At 61.9% G+C, this 15,573-nt stretch carries 13 protein-coding genes; 4 read left to right on the top strand and 9 right to left on the bottom strand.

Going from position 1 to position 15,573, the window contains the following annotated elements; all coding sequences use genetic code 11:
* Positions 1 to 92 precede the first annotated feature (92 nt).
* Positions 93 to 1,574 (top strand): methyl-accepting chemotaxis protein, encoded by a 1,482-nt coding sequence (locus tag LOY36_RS08080; RefSeq protein ID WP_019650535.1) that lies wholly within the window; start codon positions 93 to 95, stop codon positions 1,572 to 1,574.
* 132 nt (positions 1,575 to 1,706) lie between these two features.
* Positions 1,707 to 2,075, top strand: a complete 369-nt coding sequence (locus LOY36_RS08075; RefSeq protein WP_019582554.1) for an Mpo1-like protein — start codon at positions 1,707 to 1,709, stop codon at positions 2,073 to 2,075.
* On the opposite strand, the gene LOY36_RS08070 is transcribed toward LOY36_RS08075, so the two are convergent.
* From LOY36_RS08070 to LOY36_RS08060, 3 genes are all read right to left on the bottom strand, one after another.
* Complete coding sequence (locus LOY36_RS08070; protein ID WP_258672877.1) at positions 2,076 to 2,873, bottom strand: acyl-CoA thioesterase II; 798 nt, start codon at positions 2,871 to 2,873, stop codon at positions 2,076 to 2,078.
* Between the two features lie 221 nt (positions 2,874 to 3,094).
* Positions 3,095 to 3,862 (bottom strand): CHAD domain-containing protein, encoded by a 768-nt coding sequence (locus tag LOY36_RS08065; RefSeq protein WP_064616708.1) that lies wholly within the window; start codon positions 3,860 to 3,862, stop codon positions 3,095 to 3,097.
* Between the two features lie 46 nt (positions 3,863 to 3,908).
* Positions 3,909 to 4,187, bottom strand: coding sequence for a hypothetical protein (locus LOY36_RS08060; protein ID WP_018929811.1), 279 nt, complete (start codon positions 4,185 to 4,187; stop codon positions 3,909 to 3,911).
* Positions 4,188 to 4,406: 219 nt separating this feature from the next.
* Between LOY36_RS08060 and LOY36_RS08055 the strand changes: the two genes are divergently transcribed.
* A complete protein-coding gene (locus tag LOY36_RS08055) occupies positions 4,407 to 5,456 on the top strand; it encodes a patatin-like phospholipase family protein (RefSeq protein ID WP_019650533.1) in 1,050 nt (349 codons plus the stop codon).
* Between the two features lie 153 nt (positions 5,457 to 5,609).
* On the opposite strand, the gene LOY36_RS08050 is transcribed toward LOY36_RS08055, so the two are convergent.
* The 6 genes from LOY36_RS08050 to kdpF all read right to left on the bottom strand — a co-directional run bounded on the left by LOY36_RS08050 (position 5,610) and on the right by kdpF (position 13,798).
* On the bottom strand, positions 5,610 to 6,305 hold the full coding sequence (locus tag LOY36_RS08050; RefSeq protein ID WP_019650532.1) for a response regulator: 696 nt from the start codon (positions 6,303 to 6,305) through the stop codon (positions 5,610 to 5,612).
* 48 nt (positions 6,306 to 6,353) lie between these two features.
* On the bottom strand, positions 6,354 to 9,005 hold the full coding sequence (locus LOY36_RS08045; RefSeq protein ID WP_258672876.1) for a sensor histidine kinase KdpD: 2,652 nt from the start codon (positions 9,003 to 9,005) through the stop codon (positions 6,354 to 6,356).
* Between the two features lie 129 nt (positions 9,006 to 9,134).
* Complete coding sequence (gene kdpC / locus LOY36_RS08040) at positions 9,135 to 9,680, bottom strand: potassium-transporting ATPase subunit KdpC (protein ID WP_258672875.1); 546 nt, start codon at positions 9,678 to 9,680, stop codon at positions 9,135 to 9,137.
* A 257-nt stretch (positions 9,681 to 9,937) separates the two neighbouring features.
* Positions 9,938 to 11,995, bottom strand: a complete 2,058-nt coding sequence (gene kdpB, locus LOY36_RS08035) for a potassium-transporting ATPase subunit KdpB (RefSeq protein ID WP_258672874.1) — start codon at positions 11,993 to 11,995, stop codon at positions 9,938 to 9,940.
* Between the two features lie 10 nt (positions 11,996 to 12,005).
* Complete coding sequence (gene kdpA, locus LOY36_RS08030; RefSeq protein ID WP_258672873.1) at positions 12,006 to 13,700, bottom strand: potassium-transporting ATPase subunit KdpA; 1,695 nt, start codon at positions 13,698 to 13,700, stop codon at positions 12,006 to 12,008.
* A gap of 8 nt (positions 13,701 to 13,708) precedes the next feature.
* Positions 13,709 to 13,798: a K(+)-transporting ATPase subunit F gene (gene kdpF, locus LOY36_RS08025; RefSeq protein WP_007899818.1), complete on the bottom strand. Its 90-nt coding sequence runs from the start codon at positions 13,796 to 13,798 to the stop codon at positions 13,709 to 13,711.
* 316 nt (positions 13,799 to 14,114) lie between these two features.
* On the opposite strand from kdpF, the gene eat reads away from it, so the two are divergent.
* Entirely contained in the window at positions 14,115 to 15,479 is a 1,365-nt protein-coding gene (eat, locus tag LOY36_RS08020; RefSeq protein ID WP_258672872.1) for an ethanolamine permease, read from the top strand.
* Positions 15,480 to 15,573: the final 94 nt, after the last annotated feature.

The following is a 15,573-nucleotide window of genomic DNA, read 5'->3' as shown; positions in this document are numbered from 1 at the left end:
ATCTGTTGACCCACATCAAATTCAGTCTCCCTGAGTAGCGGCACAATAATGGCACCTTGCCAAAACTGTTTCCGCTATCAGAGAAGACCTCCATGGGTGCCTGGCTTAGCAATATTTCGCTGAAATACAAATTCTGGGCGGTCAACGCAGTCGCCTTTGTCACCACCTTGTTGCTGGTGCTGTACGCCGTGCAGCTCGAACAACAGGCCCGCAGTCACGCCGCGCAAGTATCGGCCCAGGCCCAGGCACGATTGCTCAATGCCTGGCCTGTCGGGCAGCCGCTGCCCAAGGCCGACAACCTGCTGACCTTCAATCGTGGGCAGGCGCCTTTACTGAACGGGCAACCGCTGCTGGAACTGACCGATACCCTCGGTTGGGTCCAGATCAATGCCATGCCGCTGTTCGGGGAAAATCCGTTGATGGGTGCCGAGGTGTTCGCTCGTCCCGACGGTCAACAGGTCGCGGTCGTTGCCTACAGCCCGAGCCTGAGCCAGGTGTTCGGCGAGCGCTTCACTCACTACGCGGTAGCGGTGTTCATCCTGATGCTGGCGATGCTCGGCGCGTCGCAACTGTTGATCCGCTTCCTGCTCAGCCAGCTCAACACCTTGAAAGACGTGATGCTCCACGTCGAGAAAAGCGGCGACCTGTCGGCCCGTGTGCCACTGGCCTGCAAGGACGAAGTCGGGCAGATGGCCAATGCCTTCAATGCCATGCAGGCCGGCTACCAGCGGGTGGTCAACACTGTCGCCAGCACCGCCCGGCAACTGGACGTCGGTGCCGCGCAACTGGCCGCGAGCATGAACGAGGTGCGTCACGGCATGCTCGGCCAGCAAAGCGAAACCGATCAGGCCGCTACGGCGATCAACGAAATGACCGCCACGGTCCATCACATTGCCCAACACGCCGGCGCCACCCGCGACCTCTCGCAAACCGCCGACACCCTGGCTGGCAGCGGTCAGGAAGTGGTGACTCGGGTACAGAAATCGATTGGCGGATTGTCCACTGGCGTGCAGCAAACCGCCGAGATGATTCAGCGCCTGGCCGAGGACAGCCAGAAGATCAACGGCGTGGTCAACGTGATTCACAGCATCGCTGAACAAACCAACCTGCTGGCCCTGAACGCGGCCATCGAAGCGGCCCGGGCCGGTGAGATGGGACGCGGGTTTGCGGTGGTCGCCGATGAAGTGCGCAACCTGGCCAAACGGGTCCAGACGTCCACCGACGAGATCACCACCATGGTTTCCGCGCTGCAGGCCGGGACTCGGGACGCGGTGGATTTCATGCAGGAAAGTTCATACAAGGCGGACGACTGCATGCAACAGGCCCAGGAAGCCAGTGTGGCCCTGGCTGAAATCACCGGTGCGGTGGCGCAAATGCGTGAAAGCAATACGCAGATCGCGGTGGCGGCCGAGCAGCAGAGTCATGTGGCGGAGGAGATGAATCGGGCCGTGGTGAGCATTCGCGACGTGACCGAGAACACCGTGAAGCAGACCGTGAACTCGGCGATTACCAGCAATGAATTGGCGATGTTGGCCGGGGAATTGAGCAAGGCCATCGGGCAGCTCAAGCTTTAAGGGCCCGCGAAGGCAGTCAACATGAATATCGACCATGACCCCTATCGCGCCGATAGCCAGCCTTGATTCGCCGACGTCTTTCGCCCGACCTATTCTTTGTTCATGAGCCTCAACGAACCAAGGATAAGCATCATGGGCAAACGTCATCCCAACCTTCCCGCCTGGCAATGGCGCCTGTACCCGCACAATCACCAGCACCCGACCAATCTGGTGTTGCACCTGATTGCCGTGCCGCTGTTCATCGTGGCGTTTTTGCTGATGGTCTCGGGGGTGTTCAGCCTGGATCTGGCGAGCTTCGCAATTGGCGTCATCGGCCTGATTGCCGCCCTGGGCCTGCAGCGTCACGGTCATAGCCTGGAGGCGCAAGCCTCCGAGCCGTTCAGTGATCGCAAAGACGCGGTATCACGCTTGCTGGTCGAGCAGTTCCTGACCTTCCCCCGGTTTTTCTTCAGTGGCGGCTGGTGGCGCGCCTGGCGCGAACGCCACCGTCGCCATCGCTGATCAGGCGAAAATCGTGACGGTCTGCCGACTCATGGCGATCAGCTGACCGTCTTCGCTCCAGAGATTGGCGGCGGCGTGCCCATAGCCGTCAGCGGCATGTTCGATGTCCACCAGGTACTTGCACCAGTCCAGCGTACTCAACGCCAGCAACGGCTGGACGAATTCGATGGTCCAGGTGAGCGTGCTGCCTGCCGCCGGTTTCTTCAGATGCGACAACAAGGACGGCGGCCAGGCGTCGACCAGCGCCAGGATATGGGCTTCGCTGATCGACTCGCCCTCCCCATCCCCGCGCAAGCGTACCCAACCACCCATGTCCCGCGATTTGTTACCGGTGAACGGCATGCCACCGACACTCCAGCGCATGGCCAGGTAACGCATGAATTCCGGGGTCACGCCTTTGATGTACGGCAGTTCCTGACAGTCGTCCCAATGCTTCATCTCAGGAGCCGGGTTGGCCGCGACCACCACTTCGGAAGTTCGCGAAGCGCCGAAGCTGCCCTGGACCAATGTCACCACTTGCCCCTTCTGCATCGCCCGGCCCAGCACCTGGCTGACGGCTTTGCCTTCGCGCAATACGTCGACTTCAAAACTGACCGGTACATCGGGTTCGACCGGGCCGACAAAGGTGATTGCCAGCGAGCGTACCGGACGATCCGCCGGGACTTTTGCGCGCATGGCTTCGTATTGCAAGGCAGCGATCAGACCACCAAAACTCGCCCGCCCCTGGCCCCATTCAGGTGGAATAGACACTTCCTGCGGCTGGCTGCGAACAGCGTCGAGCAGATCGGAAAAGCGCATGGGAACCTCAGGGACTGGGAAATGGATGGAGCGATCTTAACCAGCTCGCAAGGCCGACACAGCGCTTATTCCGGCCAAAGAGCCCGACAGATAAGCCGGATAGCACCACCACCCCGTAGGAGCTGCCGAAGGCTGCGATCTTTTGATCTTTAGCGTCATCAATTACGCCGAAAGTCAAAAGATCGCAGCCTTCGGCAGCTCCTACGAGGACGGTGGTGGTTTCAGGATTTGAAGCAGGCTCTGCTGAGTTTGTCGAGAACACGGTCGGCGCGCTCTTCGGCCTGGGCCATGGTGGTTTTCCAGACTTCGACACACGGCTGCAAATCGGGCTCTTCCTTGGCGCGGGCCAGCCATTGCCAGCTGTCGTGCCAATCCCCCAAGGCAGCCTGAGCCGACTTCAGCCTGGGCATGGCCGCTTCCGGCAAACGATCCAGTTCGGGATAAGCTTCGATACCATAACGCGCACGCTTGATCAGCAGGCGCAGACGATGGCGGTCATGGGCGGGATCGTGCAGGGCCTGGTCGAGTTTCTTCCATTGTTTGGCCAGGCGTTTTTCGATGCGCTGGCGCAAGCCCTTGAGCAAACCCTGGCGCTGGGAGGCCCGCAGGAAACGCGGAAAGGCGTCGAGGATCATCAGCAACTGCGTCAGCTCCGGGCTCATCGCCACGGCTGGATAAGCCTCAGCCATCCGCGCCATGCGCCGGTGCGCGGCCTCGGGTTGATTGTGCTGGAGCAAGTACGCCGCCAGCACTTCACGATCACGCAACGGTGTGGTCAGTTGGCCGACCCGGGACGACGCTGCTTCCAGTTGTTCGACCCCGGGCAAACCGCGCAAGGGACGAAGCAGGCTGCGCAATCTGCGCACGGTGGTGCGCAGATCGTGCAGCGCTTCGGGATCGGTGCGGGCACTCAAGCGAGCCTGACAGGCCAGCAAACGGACTTCCAGGCCCAGTACTTGAGCCACCAACCGATCAACCACGGCAGACATCGCGTACTCCCTGAATCGAATTACCCTGAGTACGCTCCATCATGCCTCAACGGCCGGCGCGGGACTCACGAATGTAGAAACGTGCCTTCTCGGCCTTTCTGGTACAACCCTCGTACGCTTCGAATTGTTGCTGGGTCTTGGCACCGGTCAGCAACGACAGCGCCTTGGAGTAGCTGACAGTCCCGGCTAAACCCTCGGCCTTGGCCAGATCCAGTTCGTGCCAGGCGGCGTCGAGCTGGCTACCGCAGCTGTCACGGTAAGCGGTTTTACCGGCACAACCGGCAAGCGCCAACGCAATCAAAGGTACACAAATCCAGGCTTTCATTACTCACACCTCAAAGATAATAGACAGTCGTGCAGGTAAGACCGCTCTGGCGCGCGAAAAGTGCCTTGGACCCGCAGTGGAAACTATAGCGCTCGCGAGGATACCTACTCGCCTTCGTTGAGTGTCAAAAAACGACGCCCGCTCCCGTCGAACGACCATAGCGATTGAAGCGTGCCCCTCGATAGGTGCATTGTTGAACCTTGTCAGAGAGGTCGATTCATGAAAAAGCGTGTCGCACTGGTGTTGGGCTCGGGCGGTGCCCGGGGCTACGCCCATATCGGCGTCATTGAAGAGATCGAACGGCGTGGCTACGACATCGCCTGCATCGCCGGTTGCTCCATGGGCGCGGTGGTCGGCGGGATCTATGCCGCCGGCAAACTCGATGATTATCGCGACTGGATCGAGAGCCTGGATTACCTCGACGTGTTGCGCCTGGTGGATGTCAGCTTCCGCCTGGGCGCGATTCGTGGGGAGAAGGTCTTCGGGCAGATCCGCAAGATCGTCGGCGAGATCAATATCGAAGACCTGCGCATCCCCTACACAGCCGTGGCCACGGACCTCACAAACCAGCAGGAAATCTGGTTCCAGGAAGGCTGTCTGCACCAGGCCATGCGTGCGTCGGCGGCGATCCCCAGCCTGTTCACCCCCGTAATGCAGGGCAACCGCATGCTGGTGGACGGCGGCATCCTCAACCCGTTGCCGATCGTGCCGGTGGTGTCAAGCCATTGCGACCTGATCATCGCGGTCAACCTCAACTCCACCAACCAGCGTCACTATCAACTGCCGGTGATCCAGCGCCCGGCGGCATTCAAGACCCGCTTCGACAGCCTGATCAGCTCGCTGGGCTCGAAATTGCCTTTCCGCCGTAAACAGGCGGAGCAATTGCTGCTTCTCGAAAAGGAAGCGCTGATGGCAGAGGCGGCCGAAATCAACCCGTGGATCGAATCCGCCCAGCCCGAAGCCCAGCAACCGGCGGCGGCCCCGGAAAGCGACGGCGCACCGAAATCCGCCACCGGGTCGTTCATCATCGACAACGTCGGGCCGGCGTCTTTGCTGGACCTGATCAACCAGAGTTTCGAGGTGATGCAGACCTCATTGGCGCAGTACAAGATTGCCGGGTATCCACCGGATATCCTGATCAACGTACCCAAGCGGGTGTGCCGTTTTTTCGAGTTCTACAAGGCGCCGGAGTTGATCGCACTGGGGCGCGAGATTGCCCGCGATACGATGGATCGGTATGAGAACGATCGGAATGAGGATTGGCGGTAGAGCGTACCGATCAAAAGATCAAAAGATCAAAAGATCAAAAGATCGCAGCCTGCGGCAGCTCCTACAGAATTTGTGTCCGTCTGACATTTCACGGGTGTATGCGATTCCAATGTAGGAGCTGCCGAAGGCTGCGATCTTTTCAGCAGGCACCACCTAACTCAACGATTCAATCAACCGATACCCCACCCCCGCCTCGGTGACAATGAACCGCGGCTGAGTCGGATCATCCGCCAGTTTCTGCCGCAGGTGCCCGACCACGATCCGCAGATAGTGGCTGTCCTCGGTGTGGGTCGGGCCCCAGATGTCCTTGAGCAATTGCTGCTGGGTGATGACCCGCCCCGGATGCCGCGCCAGTTGCGCCAGCACCGCATACTCCTTGCGAGTCAGCGCCACTTCGGCGCCGTCCAACAGCACCCGGCGATAAGCCAGGTCGACAGTGAGCGGACCGAAATTGAGCGCCGCTTCCTGGGCCTCACCCGTTGGCGCCTGACGCAACAAGGCGCGCACCCTGGCGAGAAACTCCTGGATGCCGAACGGCTTGGTCACGTAGTCATTGGCGCCGCCATCCAGCGCCTGGACTTTCTGCCCTTCGCTGGCGCGCACCGAGAGCACCAGTACCGGCACCGTCGACCACTCGCGAAACTCGCGCAGCACCTGCTGGCCGTCCATGTCCGGCAGGCCGAGGTCGAGCACCAACAGGTCGGGTTTGTTCAATGCGGCCTGGGCCAGGCCTTCCGTGCCGGTGCCGGCCTCCAGCACTTTGTAGCCTTGGGAGGCGAGGCTGATGCGCAGGAACTTACGGATCTGCGGTTCGTCGTCAATGACCAAAATGGTCGCGGTCTGGCTCATGAATTCACATCAACACAAAGAGGTGGCAAGAGAGTAGCGCAGGCGAGATCAGGCTTCACTGTCCAATCCCGGCTGAGTCTGCAACGGCAAGTGCAGCGTGATGCAGGTGCCGCGCCCTTCGATGCCGTCGGCGACGCTGATCCGCCCGCCATGGGCACCGACCATACCCTGACAGATCGCCAGCCCCAACCCCGTACCCTGCCCACCGCGATCACCACGAGCGGCGGTGTAGAACATGTCGAAAATTTTCGCCCGATCCTCCTCCGGAATCCCCGGTCCCTCATCACTCACCGAAAAAAACAGCTCGATGTCAGTGGCGCCCGCGCGCAATTCAAGACGTCCGTGGGGCGGTGAGAAACGCGCGGCGTTTTCCAGCACATTGACCAGTGCTTGCTCGATCAACGCGGCATGCACATAGAGCAGCGGCAGTTCGGTCGGCACTTCGGTCACGACGTGCAACGACGCCAGCACCGCGCGCAGACGATTAAGTGCACTGCCGACGATGTCTGCCGGCGATACCCAGTCCCGCGCCAGCTTCAGGGCGCCGTGACCGAGGCGGGTCATGTCCAGCAGGTTCTGGATGTAGCGATCCAGCCGTTCGGCTTCATCGCGGGTGCCTTCGAGCAGTTCGCGACGGTCCGCAAGCGGAATCGCCTCGCCCAGCGCCAACAGGCTGTCGATGCTGCCGCGCATGGAGGTCAACGGCGTGCGCAAATCGTGGGACACCGACGCCAGCAGCGCGCTGCGCAACTGTTCGGTTTCGCCATGCAAGCGCGCGGCCTCAAGATCATCGGCCAGTTGCGCCCGGGCCAACGCCTGGGCCAACGGTTGGCTCAGCGCGGTCAGCAAGCGCCGACGCTGGCCGCTCAGGGTCTGGCCTTCTTTGGCACACACGCCGAGCAGTGCCAGCGGCCCGTCGTCCACCGACAACGGCCACCACCACCAGCGCCCGAACGGCAAGGTACCGGTGCCCGCGCCTGCCGGTTGATCGTGTTGCCAGGCCCAATCGGCGGCGGCGCGCTCGGCTTCAGAAAACTCCAGCGGCCCGCCGGTTTCGACTTTCCAGCCGCTCTGGCCATCGCGATTGAGCAGGCACAGTTTCAGGTCGTTCCAGCCGTTGAGATGCTGGGCGGCAGCGCTGACCACGGCCTGACGGTCGGTGGCGGCGGTGAGTTTGCGCGACAGGTCGAGCAACTCAGTGGTCTCTTCCTGAGTGTCGCGCAAGGCTTGCAATTGTCGTCGCTGCAGCGCTGCAAGGTTACCGGTCAGGGCCGCCATCAGCAGGAAGAACAGCAAGGTCAGCACGTCTTCTTCGCGCTGGATGGCAAATGAGAAATTCGGCGGAATGAACAGAAAGTCATAGGTAAGAAACGACAGCGCCGCACAAGCCAGCGCCGGGCCAAGACTGCTGCGCACCGCCACCAGCAACACCGCCGCAAGGAACACCAGCGAAATGTTGGGCAGCGGCAAGACACTCGACACCGCCCAGGCCAGGGCACTGGCGAGCACCGTCGCCACCAGCGCCAAGGCGTAGTCGAACCAGACCAGCGACTGCGCCGAACGCTGACGTGGCTGATGCTGTTCGTGATCGCTGTCGAGCACGTTGATTTCCAGCCCGCGAGCATCGCGCAGCAAACGCGACGCCAGACCGCCACCGAACAACCGTCGACGCAAACGCTGGCGTGACTGGCCCACCAGCACCAGGCTGGCACGACGTTCAGCGGCGTGCTGAATCAAGGTTTTCGCCACCTCACCGGCGCGCAGCAACACCACTTCACCGCCGAGGCGTTCGGCCAGTTGCTGGGCACTTTGCAGGCGCAGGCGCGACTGCTCGTCACGCACCCGGCCGTTGTCCACATGTACCAGGCTCCACGGCAGATGCCGCCGCTGGGCGACGCGACTGGCGTGACGCACCAGACGCTCGGCCTGCGCATCGCCATCGACGCCCACCAACAAACGACCACGCACCGCCGGCGCTGCTTGCCCCAACTGGCGATACCCCTGCGCCAGATCGTTATCGACTTGAGCGGCGGCGGTTTGCATCGCCAGTTCGCGCAGGGCGGTGAGGTTGGTCTGGGTGAAGAACGCATCGATGGCCGCCCGCGCCTGCTCCGGCACGTAGACTTTGCCGTCGCGCAGACGCTCCAGCAACTCACGCGGCGGCAGGTCGATCAGTAGCAGTTCGTAGGCTTCTTGCAACACCCAGTCCGGCAGGGTTTCACGCACCTGTACGCCGGTGATGCCGCGCACCTGATCGTTGAGGCTTTCCAGATGTTGGACGTTGACCGTGGTGAACACGTCGATGCCGGCGGCCAGCAATTCCTGGATGTCTTGCCAGCGTTTAGTGTGACGGCTGCCGGGGGCATTGCTGTGAGCCAGTTCGTCGACCAGCACCAGTTTCGGCTTGGCGGCGAGTAAGCCATCGAGGTCCATTTCTTCGAGCATTACGCCACGGTATTCCGAGCGCACCAATGGCTGCTGCGGTAAACCGGCGAGGAGTGCTTCGGTTTCGGCGCGGCCGTGGGTTTCGACCACCCCGGCCAGGACTTTCACGCCCTGGCGCAGTTGAGTGTGGGCGGCCTGGAGCATGGCGTAGGTCTTGCCGACCCCCGGAGCGGCGCCAAGGAACACCTTGAGCCGGCCGCGGCCATCGCGGGGCAGGTCTGCTAACAGCGCATCGGCGCGGCCGGAGTCACTCATCTGTCATTGCCTTGTTCGACTTGGGATTGGGGTGTTGCCATAAAAGATCGCAGCCTTCGGCAGCTCCTACAGAGGTCGCGGTGTCGACACGGTCAATGTAGGAGCTGGCGAAGCCTGCGATCTTTTGATCTACAGCTTCTGCAGTGCCAGGTTCAACTCAAGCACATTCACCACCGGCGGCCCCACCAGCGGCTGTTCGATGTGCGCATCCAGCAGTTGCTCAAGCGTAGACACCGGCAGGTTGCGCGCTGCCGCGACACGCGCCAGTTGATAGGCAATCGACGCTGGTGGCAAGTGCGGATCGAGGCCGCTGCCGGAGGTGGTCAGCATGGCCAACGGCACCGGTCCCTGCCCGGCCACCTGCAGCTTATTGGCCTCCTCGATCACCCGAGTGGCCAGCGCCGGATTACTCGGCGAAAGGTTGCTGGCGCTGCTCGACACAGTGGCAAAGGCACCGGCCGATGGCCGTGGGTGGAACCAGGCGTCGCCGACGAAATCCTGGGCAATCAGCGACGAGCCACGGACCTTGCCGTCGGCGTCGCGCACCAGGCTGCCATTGGCCTGGTCCGGGAAGGCAACCTGGGCAACGCCAGTCACCACCAAGGGATAAGCGACGCCGGTGATCAGGGTCATCAGCACCAGCAGGCTCAGGGCCGGACGTATCAGTGTGGACATTTCAAAATCCTCGATTCGATAAAAAACTCAGGTCTGGATGCAACTGCTCAGGCAATAGTGCTTCTTGTGGTGAGGGGGCTTGCCCCCGTTGGGTTGCGCAGCAGCCCCAATACGGCAACCGCGAGCTGTCTGGCCCAACGAGTTGGCTGGTTTCAGGACTGCTACGCAGTCCAACGGGGGCAAGCCCCCTCACCACAAAAGCCCCCTCACCACAAAAGCCCCCTCGCCACAAAAGCCCCTGCCTCAAACAACAACCGCTAAACCAGATGCAACGCCGTCAACAGCATGTCGATCGCCTTGATGCCCACGAACGGCACCAGAATCCCGCCCAGTCCATAGATCAGCAGATTGCGTCGCAACAACGCCGCCGCACTCGCCGCCTGCACCCGCACACCGCGCAGCGCCAGTGGAATCAGCACCACAATGATCAGGGCGTTGAACACGATCGCCGAGAGAATCGCGCTCTGCGGACTGCTCAGGTGCATGACGTTGAGCACACCCAATTGCGGGTAGATCGAGGCGAACAGCGCCGGCAGGATCGCGAAGTACTTGGCCACGTCGTTGGCGATGGAAAAGGTGGTCAGTGCACCACGGGTCACCAGCAATTCCTTGCCGATCTGCACCACGTCCAACAGCTTGGTCGGGTCGCTGTCGAGGTCGACCATGTTCGCCGCCTCGCGCGCGGCTTGCGTGCCGTCGTTCATCGCCATGCCCACGTCCGCCTGGGCCAGGGCCGGGGCGTCGTTGGCGCCGTCGCCGCACATGGCGACCAGCCGACCGTCGTTCTGCTCATGGCGAATGCGCGCCAGTTTCTTCTCCGGCGTGGCTTCGGCCAACACATCATCCACGCCCGCTTCGGCAGCAATCGCAGCAGCGGTCAACGGGTTGTCGCCGGTGACCATGACGGTGCGAATCCCCAGTTTGCGCAGCTCGGCGAAACGCTCGCGAATGCCGGGCTTGACCACGTCCTTGAGGTGGATGACACCGAGCAATTTGCCGTCGGCGCACACCAACAGAGGCGTACCACCGCTCTGGGCGATCTTGTCGATTTCCCGGGACAGGGCGGGAGCCAGATCAGCGCGTTTCAGACCAACGAAATTCAGCAGCGAATCCACCGCGCCCTTGCGATAGACCCGGCCCTGATAGTCGACACCGGACAGGCGGGTTTCAGCGCTGAACGGCACGGCGGTCAGTACTTCGGGGGACGGTTCGGGGTGCGAGTGAAGACCGCGCAGGTACTCGACGATGGATTTGCCTTCAGCGGTGTCATCGGCCAGAGAGGCGAACAACGCGCCTTCGGCCAGTTCCTTGGCGCTGACGCCTGGTGCGGCATAAACCGCGCTGCAGCGACGGTTGCCGAAGGTGATGGTGCCGGTCTTGTCCAGCAGCAGGACGTGCACGTCCCCCGCCGCTTCCACGGCACGACCGGATTTGGCGATCACGTTCAGGCGCACCAGACGGTCCATCCCGGCGATACCGATGGCCGACAGCAAGCCACCAATGGTGGTCGGAATCAGCGTGACCAACAGCGCCACGAGGAACACCAGCGGCAGGTTACCGTTGGCGAAGTGGGCGAACGGTTGCAGGGTCACCACCACCAGCAGGAAGATCAGGGTCAGGCCGATCAGCAGGATATCCAGCGCCACTTCGTTCGGGGTTTTCTGGCGTTTGGCGCCTTCGACCAGCGCAATCATGCGATCCAGAGTCGACTCGCCGGGGTTGGCGGTGATGCGCACCAGCAGCCAGTCCGACACCAGTCGAGTGTTGCCGGTGACGGCCGAACGGTCGCCGCCGGACTCGCGAATCACGGGCGCCGATTCACCGGTAATCGCCGCTTCGTTGACCGCCGCGATACCTTCGATCACCTCGCCGTCGCCGGGAATCATCTCCCCCGCTTCGACGCGCACCACGTCGCCCTTGCGCAGGCTACTGGCGGGCACTACCTGAAAGCTGCCATTGGCACTTTTGCGCCGGGCGCTCAAGCCAACACTGCCGGCCTTGAGACTGTCGGCGCGGGCCTTGCCGCGACCTTCGGCCAACGCTTCGGCGAAGTTGGCGAACAGTACGGTGAACCACAGCCACAACGCGATTTGCGCGGCAACGAAGGTTGGCACGGCGCTGTCGGGAATGAAGCACAGCACGGTGGTGAGGATGGCGGTCAGTTCCACCACCAGCATCACCGGCGCACGCTGCAATTGCCGTGGGTCGAGCTTGACGAACGATTGCACCAGCGCCGGGCGCCAGAGGGCCGAGATCGCGGTTTTCGGTTGTTCCGGCGCTTTGGCGGCGACGGTTTTGGTAACGGGCATATTCATCATTAGATCCTCAGAAGCCCATGCTCAGGTGTTCAGCGATAGGACCCAGCGCCAATGTCGGCAGGAAGGTCAAACCACCCACCAGCAAAATGGTCACGGTCAGCAAGGTCACGAACAGCGGGCCATGGGTGGGGAAGCTGTTCTGGCCAATCGGCGCGGTTTTCTTCATCGCCAGGCTGCCGGCCAGGGCCAGCACCGGAAGGATGTAACCGAAGCGCCCGATCAACATGCCCAGCCCCAGCATCAGGTTGTGGAACGCGGTGTTGGCACCAAAGCCGCCGAAGGCAGAACCGTTGTTGGCACTGGCCGAGGTGTAGGCGTAGAGCAACTGGCTGAAGCCGTGAGCGCCGGGGTTACTCACCGCCGCGACCGGGCCAGGCAGGCTGGCGGCAATCGCGCCGAGCACCAGCACGCCCACCGGCATCACCAGCAAGGTCACCACCAACAGCTGAACTTCCCGGGCTTGCAGTTTCTTGCCGAGGTATTCCGGCGTGCGGCCGATCATCAGCCCGGCGAGGAACACCGCAATCAACACGTTGAGCAACATGCCGTAGAGCCCGGCACCGACACCGCCGAAGATCACCTCGCCGACCATCATGTTGACCATCGCGACCATGCCGCTCAGCGGGTTGAGGCTGTCGTGCATGCCGTTGACCGAACCGTTCGACGCTGCGGTGGTGGTCACCGACCACAGCACGGTGGCGGTGGTGCCGAAGCGTGCTTCCTTGCCTTCCAGCGGCGCGGTCTGTTCGACGGCGACGTTGGCCAGGGTTGGATTGGGTTGGTATTCAGCCCACAGCGACGTCGCGCCGCCGATCAAAAACAGCGCCAGCATGCAGGCGATGATCGCGCGGCTCTGACGCAGGTCTTTCACGTAATGGCCGAAGGTGAACACCAACGCTACCGGGATCAGAATGATCGAGGCGACTTCGAACAGGTTGCTCCAGGCCGTCGGGTTCTCGAACGGATGCGCCGAGTTGACGCCGAAGAAGCCACCGCCGTTAGTGCCCAGTTGCTTGATCGCAATCTGGCTGGCGGCCGGGCCGAGCGGGATCACCTGATCGACGCCCTGCATCGTCACGGCATTCACATATTGCGCGAAGGTTTGCGGCACGCCCTGCCACACCAGGTACAGCGCCAGCAGCAAGCACAGAGGCAGCAGGCCGTAGAGGGTGGCGCGGGTCATGTCGACCCAGAAGTTGCCGAGGGTTTTGGTCGACTTGCGACCAATGCCGCGACACAGTGCAACCAGAACCGCCAGACCGGTGGCGGCGCTGACGAAGTTCTGCACGGTGAGGCCAACCATCTGGCTCAAGTAGCTCAGGGATGCTTCGCCACTGTAGGACTGCCAGTTGGTATTGGTCATGAAGCTGACAGCGGTATTGAACGCTTGCGTCCACTCCTGGCCTGGCAGGTTTTGCGGGTTCAGCGGCAAGTGATCCTGGAACAACAGGATCGCGAACAACAGCAAAAAGCCCGCGAGGTTGAAGGCGAGCAAGGCCAGGGTGTATTTCTGCCAGCTCTGTTCGGCCTGCGGATCGACGCCGGCCACCCGATAGCAGCCACGCTCCACCGGGCCGAGAATCGGCGAAAGCCAGGTACGCTGCCCTTCCATCACCTTGTAGTAGAAGCGCCCCAGAAACGGTGCCGGAATCAGCACCACGGCGAAGAAGGCGAGGATCAGCCAATAGTCATAACTGTGCATAGCCGCTCCTAGTTCCGGTCCGCGCGCAACAGCGCAACCAACAGATAAATGAACAGCCCCACTGCCAATAGCAGTGACACTCCGTCCAGAACGCTCATGGAAGTTCTCCGTGTTACGGCGTATTGCCGCGTGTGGAGTGATTGTCGGCAGGGAGGCTGTAAAGGAGCGAGATCGAGGGGTGCGGCGGGGCATAAAGAATGCGTAAAAAGTGGGGTTATGGCGTTGTTACGGTGGTGCCCGCGAAGGCGGCGGAACAGCCGACAACGCCCCCAACTGGCGCACAAATAGCGCCCATCCAGCGGCGAACATCCCCGATACGACACCTTTTGGCGCTTTACGACTGCCATCACAACACTGGCACGCCCGCTGCACACGCCCTCCCCCGAGCTTTCCAAACCGTTCAGGGGGCAACACATGAACACACAACTCAAACCCACGCTGGGCACGCTGCACCTGTGGGGAATCGCGGTCGGGCTGGTGATTTCCGGTGAGTACTTCGGCTGGAGTTACGGCTGGGGCGTGGCCGGTACGCTGGGCTTTCTGGTGACCTCATTCATGGTCGCCACGATGTACACCTGCTTCATCTTCAGTTTCACCGAGCTGACCACCGCGATTCCCCATGCCGGCGGTCCCTTTGCCTACAGCCGCCGTGCCTTTGGAGAGAAAGGCGGATTGATTGCCGGACTGGCAACCCTGATCGAATTCGTCTTCGCGCCACCGGCGATTGCCCTGGCGATCGGCGCCTATCTGAACGTGCAGTTTCCCGCGCTCGACCCGAAACACGCAGCAGTCGGGGCGTACATCGTGTTCATGGGCCTGAACATTCTCGGCGTGAAACTGGCCGCCACCTTCGAACTGGTGGTCTGCGTATTGGCGGTCGCCGAACTGCTGGTGTTCATGGGCGTGGTCGCCCCGGCGTTCAGTTTCAGCAACTTCGCCCTCAACGGCTGGGCCGGCTCTGATGTGTTCGGTGCACCGGCGATTGCCGGGATGTTCGCGGCGATCCCGTTTGCCATCTGGTTCTTCCTGGCCATCGAAGGCGCGGCCATGGCCGCCGAAGAAGCCAAAGACCCGAAGCGCACGATTCCCAAGGCCTACATCAGCGGCATCCTGACCCTGGTGCTGCTGGCGATGGGTGTGATGTTCTTTGCCGGGGGTGTCGGCGACTGGCGCACCCTGTCGAACATCAACGATCCGCTGCCGCAAGCGATGAAAGCCGTGGTCGGCGAAAGCTCCGGCTGGTTGCACATGCTGGTGTGGATTGGCCTGTTCGGCCTGGTGGCGAGTTTCCACGGGATCATCCTCGGCTACTCGCGGCAGTTCTTCGCCCTCGCCCGAGCCGGTTACTTGCCGGCATCGCTGGCCAAACTGTCGCGCTTCCAGACCCCGCACCGGGCAATCATCGCTGGTGGCGTGATCGGCATCGCGGCGATCTACAGCGACGGTTTGATCAACCTCGGCGGCATGACGCTGACGGCGGCGATGATCACCATGGCGGTATTCGGCGCGATCGTGATGTACATCATGAGCATGCTCAGCCTGTTCAAACTGCGCAAAACCGAACCGAACCTGGAACGCACTTTCCGCGCGCCTTGCTACCCGTTGCTGCCATTCATTGCGCTGGTGTTGGCGGTGGTTTGCCTGGTGGCGATGGCCTGGTTCAACACCTTGATCGGGTTGATCTTCCTCGGCTTCATGGCAGTGGGTTTCGTGTACTTCATGCTGACCGCGCAACTGCGTGCCGATGCGCCGGCGGATGCGATGTTGACCGGGCTCTAAACAGCCGCAGTGCTGCTGTCGGATCAGGCATAGAATGGAACCACTGCGAAATTCCATCGCTCAAAAGTGGTATGCAAGATCGGTTGGCGAAACC

It is taken from the genome of Pseudomonas sp. B21-019 (assembly GCF_024749225.1).
In the GTDB taxonomy this organism is placed as follows: Bacteria; Pseudomonadota; Gammaproteobacteria; order Pseudomonadales; family Pseudomonadaceae; genus Aquipseudomonas.
The sequence above is the reverse complement of the archived record's forward strand: the minus strand, read 5'-3'. Positions and strand labels throughout refer to the sequence as shown.

Coding starts and splice junctions, on each gene's coding strand:
- LOY36_RS08080 (WP_019650535.1), top strand. CDS start 93: ATGGGTGCCTGGCTTAGCAATATTTCGCTGAAATACAAATTCTGGGCG.
- LOY36_RS08075 (WP_019582554.1), top strand. CDS start 1,707: ATGGGCAAACGTCATCCCAACCTTCCCGCCTGGCAATGGCGCCTGTAC.
- LOY36_RS08070 (WP_258672877.1), bottom strand. CDS start 2,873: ATGCGCTTTTCCGATCTGCTCGACGCTGTTCGCAGCCAGCCGCAGGAA.
- LOY36_RS08065 (WP_064616708.1), bottom strand. CDS start 3,862: ATGTCTGCCGTGGTTGATCGGTTGGTGGCTCAAGTACTGGGCCTGGAA.
- LOY36_RS08060 (WP_018929811.1), bottom strand. CDS start 4,187: ATGAAAGCCTGGATTTGTGTACCTTTGATTGCGTTGGCGCTTGCCGGT.
- LOY36_RS08055 (WP_019650533.1), top strand. CDS start 4,407: ATGAAAAAGCGTGTCGCACTGGTGTTGGGCTCGGGCGGTGCCCGGGGC.
- LOY36_RS08050 (WP_019650532.1), bottom strand. CDS start 6,305: ATGAGCCAGACCGCGACCATTTTGGTCATTGACGACGAACCGCAGATC.
- LOY36_RS08045 (WP_258672876.1), bottom strand. CDS start 9,005: ATGAGTGACTCCGGCCGCGCCGATGCGCTGTTAGCAGACCTGCCCCGC.
- kdpC (WP_258672875.1), bottom strand. CDS start 9,680: ATGTCCACACTGATACGTCCGGCCCTGAGCCTGCTGGTGCTGATGACC.
- kdpB (WP_258672874.1), bottom strand. CDS start 11,995: ATGAATATGCCCGTTACCAAAACCGTCGCCGCCAAAGCGCCGGAACAA.
- kdpA (WP_258672873.1), bottom strand. CDS start 13,700: ATGCACAGTTATGACTATTGGCTGATCCTCGCCTTCTTCGCCGTGGTG.
- kdpF (WP_007899818.1), bottom strand. CDS start 13,798: ATGAGCGTTCTGGACGGAGTGTCACTGCTATTGGCAGTGGGGCTGTTC.
- eat (WP_258672872.1), top strand. CDS start 14,115: ATGAACACACAACTCAAACCCACGCTGGGCACGCTGCACCTGTGGGGA.